Below are 9,097 nucleotides of genomic sequence, written 5' to 3' on the forward strand. Positions count from 1 at the left end.
TCTTTAGTTATAGGCAAAATAAGGGAAACTTTATGACGCAAAGCTATAGGGTCTTTAAAATGACAGCCAGCTGCAATAATCTTTATAGATTATTGCAGTTTTTTTTTACAAAAAATTACGTGTGGAGGAAAAATGAAAAAAATATTATTACTATATTTGATGTTATTTAACTGCATTATTTTTTCAAATGATAACATTGATATAGCGATACCAGAAAATGCGACAGATATGTATCTATATAAAAATTTAGAAAAAGATGAGTATCAAGGAGTTTATATAGATATTTTTGAAAATCTATTGAAAGATAAAAAGGTAAGTATAAATTTAGATGGTGAAGATAGTGAGATTGTATTAAGAACAATTGAGACTCTAGATGGAAAAAAGAAATATGATTACTTTGATACTCCAATGCTATATAGAGTAGGAGTTGTTGTTAATAAAAATTCGATAATTTCAAATCTAGGAAATATAAAAAATTTAAAGGTGGCATATATAGCAAATCAGCATGGATTGAAGGAGTTTAAGGAGAGATATAACAATTTGAATCTAGAGAAAATGGAGGTAAAAAATTTAGATGAAGGGTTGGAAAAACTTTCTAATGGAGATATAGAAGCTTTTATTGTACAAGATTGGCATAATAAAAATTCAGGTGAGACAGACTATAAGGTTTTAGAAAATATTAGATACAATGAGCAGATTGCTGTTAAGAAAAATTTAAAAGCTCTTCATAAAGAGATAGAAAAAACTATAAGTAGTGTAAATGGAGAGGTTTTTCAGAAGATACTATCTAAAAATAGAGAAGAATTTTACAAATATTTATTAAAAGATACACCGAGTTATGAAAAAGTAAAGGAAAGCTATAAAACTATAAAAGTGAAATTAGGAAAAGATAAGTTTATGCTTCCTTTTTATTATGAACAAAAAAATTCTTATCAAGGATTAACTGTCAATATAATTAAAGAGTTAGAAAGAATAATGGGAGTGCCATTCATCTTTGTAAAAAATGGAGAATATGATATAGATGGAATTGCTATTGAAAATAATGAAGGAAAAAGCAGATTTACCTTTACGAAACCATACTATGAAATGAAATTATCAGTAGCAAACAGAAAGTCGGATGGGTTTATACAAAATATTTCAGATTTGGATAAAAGTAGAATATTGATATTAAAAGGGGATTATAGCTACATTTATTTAAAGAATATACTGAAAAATAGTCAGATAGTAGAGATTGAAAGTTATGAGGAGGGATTAGAAAAGTTATTAAGTCAAGATGGTGAATATTTAGTAGGTTATTTTAATATATTGACGGGAGTAATAAGCAATAATTTTTTGGATGATAAAATTAAGGTTGCAGGTATATTAAATGACTCCTTTGGTGTTAGTTTTGGAATATCAAAAGAGCAAAAGGAGCTATCAAATTTAATAGAAAATATATTAGAAAGTTTTAGTGTAGATAAAACAGTAATTGACAATAACTTATTAAAAAATTATATAGTTGCTCAAAATTATAGATTAATTTTAAAAATTTTAATTCCTACAGTGATATTTATAATTATTTTAATTATTTTAATCATTAAGTCGGAAAAAAATAGAAAAAAAGCTGAAGAGTTAAGCTTCTCATTGATTGAAGCTTTAGAAATAGCTAATCAATTAAATGATGAAGATACTGGAGCACATGTGAAAAGATTGGGGATGTATTCAACTCTTTTATCTAAAAAAGCTAATCTCTCAAAAGGATTAATAGAAAATATTAAAAGATTTTCCTTTTTGCACGATATAGGAAAGGTTGGAATTCCATCAGAAATTTTAAAAAAGCCATCTAAATTGACGGAAAAGGAGTTCAGTAGAGTAAAAGAGCACGTGGACATAGGTTACGATTTGGTAAAAAAATTAAAGTTGGGAAAAGTTGCAGAGAATATTGTTAGATATCATCATGAAAAGTGGGATGGAGTTGGTTATCCTTTAGGATTAAAAGGAGAGAATATTCCACTAGAAGCAAGAATTGTATCAATTGTTGATGTGTACGACGCGTTGAGACAGAAAAAATTTCATAGAGATGCAATGTCTCATATAGAGGCTTTAGAAATAATTAGAGGTGAGAAGGGAAAGAGTTTTGACCCAGAGTTGGTGGAGATTTTTCTGAAAAATGATAAAGAATTTGAAAAAATATATGAAGAGAATAAGGAAGCGCTGAATTTAGCAACAGAATTTTATTTTGCAATAAAAAATAATTAAATAATATTAAGAGGTGAAAATTTGAAAAGATATTTATGCTTAATTTTATTTACTCTGACAATGATACTATCTTTTGGAGAAGTGGAAGCTTCTTTAGAAGAAACGTTATTTAATGAATACAACGAAGATAATGTAAACAATAGCTATGCCGAAGTAAAAATAGTACAAGCAATTAAGGTGGCTACTGTAGATCCTATTTTGATGAAGGATCAATATTCAATAAGAGTTGTAGATTATCTTTACGATACCCTATTTAACTATGATGAAAAAGGTGAAATTATTCCTAATTTAGTTGAAAGCTGGAGTTGGAAAGATGATAGAGTTTTAGAGTTTAAGCTAAGAAAAGACATTTATTTTCAAAATGGAGATAAGATGTTAGCAGAGGATGTAAAAAAATCTTTGGAAAGAATGTTAGAAAGTAGTATTTTTAAGAGTTTTTTTAGTGATATTCAAAATATAAAAATTATAGATATGAATACAATAGAAATAAAGTTAAAGAGAAAAAATAACCTTTTTTTATCAATGCTAACTTATCATATGTGTTCGATAACTAAAGATGATAATGGAACTATCTATGGAACAGGAGCATATGAATTAGATAAAATAACAAGCAAAGAGTTAGTTTTATCTAAAAATAACAAATATTTTAAGAGGAATACAGGACCTACTAAAATAGTGATTTTATCGGAGGTAAGTGATAGAAAAAGGGCGCTTATGTATTTTGGTGAAGTTGTTGATATTGTATGGGACTTAAGCTTGAAACAGATAGAGGAATTTCAAAAAGAAGGGATTATCAATAAGAATGCAAAGCTAAGGAAAACAAAAGAATTGGATACAATTACAATAATATTTGGACAAAAAAATAGAATTTTTACTGATAAAAAAAATAGAAAGTTTATAGAAGGTGTAATTAATAGAGAGAAAATTTTGGAAAATATTTTCAATCAAAAATCTGCAACTTCATTTTTTCCAGAGAGTTTATTTAAAGCAAAGTTGTCCATTCTGGAAAAAGAGAAGCTATCAAATAAGGTATCGAATGAAAGAAGTATAAAAAATAGAAAAATAGAGATAACAGTTTTAAATGATGATATTTCCATAAAAATAGCAAATAATTTAAAAGAGCAATTAGAGTTGATAGGAATATCAGTAGAGATAGTGCCATATCAGCATGAAGCATATTTGATGAAAATAGAAAATCAAGATTATGAAATAGCTATTTATAGCATTATTTTTGATAAAAAACATTCGATTTATAATTTAGGAAAAGTAATGGTACATGACATTAAAAATAGAGATATGTATAATGCCTCACTCCCATTTTTAGAAGTTTTGAAAGGTGAGGAAAAAAATGAAAATAGAGATAAGGTATATGATAAGATAGTATTTTTAATATCAAAAAATATACCCTATATTCCGTTGATACATAGAGAAAAAATTGCTGTGGAAAATGAGGAGTTAAAAATATATTATGAAAAATAAATAGGAGGTGATGTATTTTGAAAAAGATTTTATTATTTTTGCCATTCTTCTGTTTGATGGCTTTTGGAAATATGAAATCAGATACATCACGATTGATTGAGAAAAGAGAAACTATCGGAGAAGGGTATCAAAATATAAACTATACAACAAATAATTTTAAAATAAAAGATTTGAATGATTATGATGAATTAACTTACGAGTTTGAAAGTTTTGGAAATAGATTTTTTAGAAAAAATTATACAATAGAACCTTTAATAGAGATAAAGCAGTTGTCGATAGAACCACTGAATGCCAGTGTGAATAGAAATAATCGGACTATTATAGGTTTTAGTAAAAATTGCAATTTAAAGATTAAATCCGTTGTAGGAATAAGAAATGGTTCTAAATTAAGTGGAAAATATAGCTCATATCCAATAACTTTAATTTTGAAGGGAAGAAGAAGAAATAGTTCTAGATATGATAGAATTGCAATAGAGATTATTTTAGAATTAGACATAATAAAATCGCTAAAAATTTCAACAACTTCTATGGATTTAGGAGTGGGAATTCAGGGACAAATATTGTCCTCATCACATGGAAATCATGGATATTTGAATGTGGAGGGAGAATCTAATAAAGAGGTAGTTGTTAGCTATCCAAGTCAAGTAGAGTTGTTTAATAAGGAGGAAAAAGGAAGCATAAGAGTGGAGATATACAGTCCGGATTTGTATTCTTTAGGCAATGAGGAATATCGCACAAGATTATCTGAAAAAGGGGAGAAAAGAGTGGCTTTTGTTGGAGAAGTTAAGGATACTAAAAAGGCACTACCTGGGAAGTACAGTGGAAACTTTAAAATAAAGGTAAGGTATAATTGATGAAAAAGCTAAAAATAGCTTACTTAAAATTGATAGCTATTTTCTTTCTATTTTTTTCAATTATTTTAGTTGCACAGGATAATGTAGAGTTAGATGAAGCATATATCGAAATAAGAAGTAAATCTCTAAAAGATGATTTTTTTATGGTGAGATATGAGTTTGAAAATAATCGAATATACGTTCCTATAAAAGCACTATTTTATTTTTTAGAAATCTACTCAGTGAATATTGATTTTAAAAGAAAAAGTGTAGAATTTCAAATTGATAACAATAAATACAAAGTCGAAATAAAATCGGGAAAAAATTTTATAATTGAAGATGAATTATACGTGGAATTAAAAGTGTTAGAAAATGATTTTAAATTTAAAGAATCTTATTGGTCTAATCAAGATTTAAAATTGATTTTAAATCCAGATTTTGTACTCCCTTTTGAAATAAGAGAGAAAGGCAAAGTTGAAAGACTTCGGTTGAGTGAAAAAAAGGATGGGGAAAAATTCGAAGTGGTGAAACCAGAAAAGAGAATCTTAGCTCCGGGATTAATTAAGATTAATTATTCTAAAATAGATTTAAAAGATAGAGATAATCAGCTTAATTTAGAGTATGGAACTCAATTTTTACAAGGTGATTTATATGTAAATTATATTGTGGAGCCAGAAAACTCTATGAAAAACTATAGTTTAACCTATAATGATGTCTAAAAAACGATATAATCCTAGGAAATTTCTATATAAAAACACCGGATTTTTTCAATGTGAATGGAATGCTTGAGGGATTTAGTTTTGGTGAAAAAAATACATATAGTTCTACTATTGGGAATATAACAACAATAAAAGGTGAAGCTCAAGGAGCAGATATAATTGAACTATATCAGGGTGGCATACTTATAGATTACCAAAGACCTATGGAAAAAAACTTTATATTTGAAATAAGAGATCGAAACTATGGTGGAGATTACTCTTTAAAGATATATTATAAAAATGGTCAAATAGAAAGTAGAAAAATTTATACAGTTGGAGATTCAAAACTGCTTGATAAAAACGAATGGGATTACAATATACAGTTTGGACAAGAAAAATATGAACGAAGGACTCAAAGTGTAAATGAAATTAGTTATGGAGTTAGTAAAAATTTTACTTTAGGTGTAGGAATACTGGAGTTGGAATCTGAAAAAAGTAAACAACATAGTATAATCAAGAGTGAAATTATTTATAAAAATATGCTGTCTAATAGTTATCCACTACTGATAAACTTTCAAAATTTTTACGAAAGAGAAAAAAATAAAAGTAGTTATGAACTAAGAGTAAATCAAAAAATAAAAGATTACAATTTAATTTTAAAACATTTTATATATTCAAAATATATAGGTGAAGAAAATGACGTGGTGAAGTATAATTCAATTGGAATTTCTAGAGACTTTGCAACAACAAGAATTGGATTTGGGTATCAAGAAGAGATAAAGGTTGATGGAAGCAAGAAAGAAAAAGGATATTATATGAGCCTAGAAAATAGAAGTATTAGAAATTTTTCTCTATTTCTGGATACTGAAGTACTTCAAAAAGAAGAAGATAAAAGAAGTTACTCTGTAAATCCAGGTATAAGTTATGGTGGAATGTCTGGGTTTACAATGATTTTACAGGCTAATATAGAAAAATATGAAACTTTAAAATCAGATTATTCTTTAAAAATATTAGGAAGAAGACGAGAATTTTTTTCAACTGGATTAGAATATATTTTAGGAACAGAATTTTTATATAATGAAGAAAAAAAGAGTAGATTTTCAATAGACTTTACTATGTATTTAGATAAAGGTACTTATGTGGAATTACCTATATCTAAAAGAGAAAACAATGGATTGAGCACAGGAATAATAGTGGAAAAAACATTTGATATCTCTAATTTAAAAAGAGAAATAAATGATAGAGAAGTTGATAACTCATGGATTTATGGAAAAGTTTATATAGACTCCAATGATAATGGGCAATACGATACGAAAGAAACTGTATTGTCAGACGTAGCAATAGTTGTTGACGGAAAAAAAGTTATTTCTAACTCAGATGGTGAATATATTATATCAGGATTGTTATCTTTGGAAGAATACAAAGTAGAAGTGGATAGAAAGAGTATTGATCCAATGCTGATGCAGGTTTTGGATAAGAAAAAAGTTTATACAAGAGCTTCGATAGGAACGAGGTATGATATAGGAGTTCAAGCGGTATCAATGGTAAGTGGAAATATAATTTTAGGAAAAAATATCTCTTCTCAAGAATTTATAAGAATACTAAGTATGACAAATGTCGTTTTAGAAAGAGATGGAGAATTATATAAAGAGATAGACCCTGAGTTTGATGGTATGTTCTTTTTTGAAAATGTATTACCGGGTAAGTATAAAATGAAGTTTAATTATTTAGGGAGCGATAGCATAGAATTTACAGAAGAATCATTAGATATAGATATAAAACTTATTCAAGAAGATGAAGGTGAATATTTCGAAGGATACGAAGTAGTTGTAAATAGATATGCTGATGAAGAAAGTGAAAGTAAGTTAAGTGAAAAGCAAGAGGATGAGGAGAAGAGTGAGTATAACCTAGGTGATGTTTTAAATAATTTTTAAAAGGAGAGAGAGTTGAAGAAAAGATGGGTTATAAATGTTTTAATAGCGTATATCGTACAGTCTAATCTTGCTTTTTCCAATTTGAGGAGAGAGAGCATAAATAAAAAATCATTGAAAAATCAAGTAGTTTATTTAATTGATGAAGATTTACCTTTTACAGGAGAATTAATGGGAGAAGGGATAAAAGAAGAATATGAAAATGGTATTAAAAATGGATTTTTTCAAGGATTTGTTCAAGATAAAAATGAAAAATTTATGTATGAGGGAAAATATATAAATGGAATCAAGCACGGAGCATGGACATTAAAATATTTAACTGGTGATACAAAGGGAATCCTAAAATACAATTATGACAAACCGAATGGTCAGTGGACATATTTTTATGATAATAAAAATATAGAGGGGTATGAAAATTTAGAGGATGGGATTTTACATGGTAAGGTAGTGAAATATTCGTTGATAGGTGAAGTAATGACAAAAGTTGAATATTTTAATGGGCTTTTGGAAGGAGAAGCAACTTTTTTTTATAAAGGAAAAGTGTTAGAGACATTAGCTAGTTTTAAGTTTGGAAAGATGGATGGTGGGATAAAAATATTTGGAGTTGATGGGGTACAGATTTTAGAAGGTAGTTATAAAGGTGACAGAAGGGATGGAGTGTGGAAATTTTTTTATAAGACTGGAGATATAAAAGCTGTAGTAAACTATAAAGATGGTTTAAAAAATGGAGAGACTACAATCTACGATAAAGTTGGAGTAATAGCTCAGAAAACTAGATATATGCAGGGAAAAGAAGTGAATAGTGATGGAAGTATTTTAGGAGAAGATAAAAAGATGAAGGATTCTATAGTCGATAGATTTAAGAAATTTAATAGAAATTTAAAGTATGAAAATTATGATAAAATATTAAGTGAAATGGAGTGATAGAAAATGAAGTTGAAAAGATTTATGTTGGGAATAATATTTTTTTTTGTAACTTTACAAAATTATGCATTTAATTTTAGTGTAGCCCCAACAAGATTTGAAATACAATTAGATAAAGTGAATACCAATGAAATAACTTTAATCAACAATACTACAAATCCTATGAGATTGGAAAGCTTTTTGGAGAGTGCTCCTGGATATGAAAAATATAGTTTAAATGACTACATAAAACTATATCCTAAAATGGTAGCTATTAAGCCGGGAAGTAAACAAGTGATAAGATTTAGAGTAAAACCAGAGCCAGATATGGAAGCGGGAGAGTATAAAAGTTATGTCGTATTTAAAGAAATTCCTCTAAAAGAATCAGTGAATGTTAGCAATGAAAAGGTTGACGTTCAAATAAAGATGATCACAGAAGTAGGAATCAGTGTATATGGTCATTATGGTGAGATAGATAGAGGGACAAATATATCAAATTTAAAACTTGCTTATGATTCACAGACATCAAATTTGAAAATGATAGCAGATTCTAACTCTAAAGGAAATAGTTCAGAACTTTTAAATCAAGAGATAGAAATTCTTGGAGTTGGAGGAGTTGTAACTGATACAATTGATTCTCAGTTTGGGAGAACAAAAAGAAATGGAAAATCTCAAATAGAAAGTATTACAAAAATTGAAGGATTAAAAGGAAAAAGAGTGCGAGTAACAATATATAATTCACAAGGTAAACTACTTGAAAAAAAGACAAGCGATACCCTATACTGAATTTTATAAAAAATAAAAATATATTTTTTATAAAAAAGTTATTGACGAAGTTTAAAATTTATGGTACTATAATTTTTGTCAGCGGGAAACACCGCCGGCAAGAATTGTAGAGAAGGACATTAGCAACCGAATAGAGAAAATAGTCAGAAGTTATGAAAATAACAGATACCAGAAATGGTAAACCAATAAATGGTGTAAACGTAAAGTCTTTGGACTTTAAATATATTTG

Annotated in this window: 7 protein-coding genes and 1 riboswitch; all 7 genes read left to right on the forward strand. The window is 27.8% G+C overall.

The window, feature by feature from the left end:
* The first annotated feature begins 2 nt into the window (after positions 1–2).
* Positions 3–78: riboswitch (cyclic di-GMP riboswitch) on the forward strand.
* Positions 79–132: 54 nt separating this feature from the next.
* From ACWI69_RS04025 to ACWI69_RS04055, 7 genes are read left to right on the forward strand one after another with little or no spacing between them, the layout of a single operon-like run.
* A complete protein-coding gene (locus tag ACWI69_RS04025) occupies positions 133–2,238 on the forward strand; it encodes an HD domain-containing phosphohydrolase (RefSeq protein WP_448820564.1) in 2,106 nt (701 codons plus the stop codon).
* 21 nt (positions 2,239–2,259) lie between these two features.
* On the forward strand, positions 2,260–3,717 hold the full coding sequence (locus ACWI69_RS04030; protein ID WP_448820565.1) for an ABC transporter substrate-binding protein: 1,458 nt from the start codon (positions 2,260–2,262) through the stop codon (positions 3,715–3,717).
* Between the two features lie 17 nt (positions 3,718–3,734).
* Positions 3,735–4,571, forward strand: a complete 837-nt coding sequence (locus ACWI69_RS04035; RefSeq protein WP_448820566.1) for a DUF4402 domain-containing protein — start codon at positions 3,735–3,737, stop codon at positions 4,569–4,571.
* Complete coding sequence (locus ACWI69_RS04040) at positions 4,571–5,269, forward strand: hypothetical protein (RefSeq protein WP_448820567.1); 699 nt, start codon at positions 4,571–4,573, stop codon at positions 5,267–5,269. The genes ACWI69_RS04035 and ACWI69_RS04040 overlap by 1 nt, the downstream gene beginning before the upstream one ends.
* 53 nt (positions 5,270–5,322) lie before the next feature.
* A complete protein-coding gene (locus ACWI69_RS04045; protein ID WP_448820568.1) occupies positions 5,323–7,182 on the forward strand; it encodes a hypothetical protein in 1,860 nt (619 codons plus the stop codon).
* A 12-nt stretch (positions 7,183–7,194) separates the two neighbouring features.
* Positions 7,195–8,103 (forward strand): toxin-antitoxin system YwqK family antitoxin, encoded by a 909-nt coding sequence (locus tag ACWI69_RS04050; RefSeq protein ID WP_448820569.1) that lies wholly within the window; start codon positions 7,195–7,197, stop codon positions 8,101–8,103.
* Between the two features lie 6 nt (positions 8,104–8,109).
* Complete coding sequence (locus tag ACWI69_RS04055; RefSeq protein ID WP_448820570.1) at positions 8,110–8,868, forward strand: fimbria/pilus periplasmic chaperone; 759 nt, start codon at positions 8,110–8,112, stop codon at positions 8,866–8,868.
* Positions 8,869–9,097 lie beyond the last annotated feature (229 nt).

This window comes from Cetobacterium sp. (assembly GCF_977044495.1).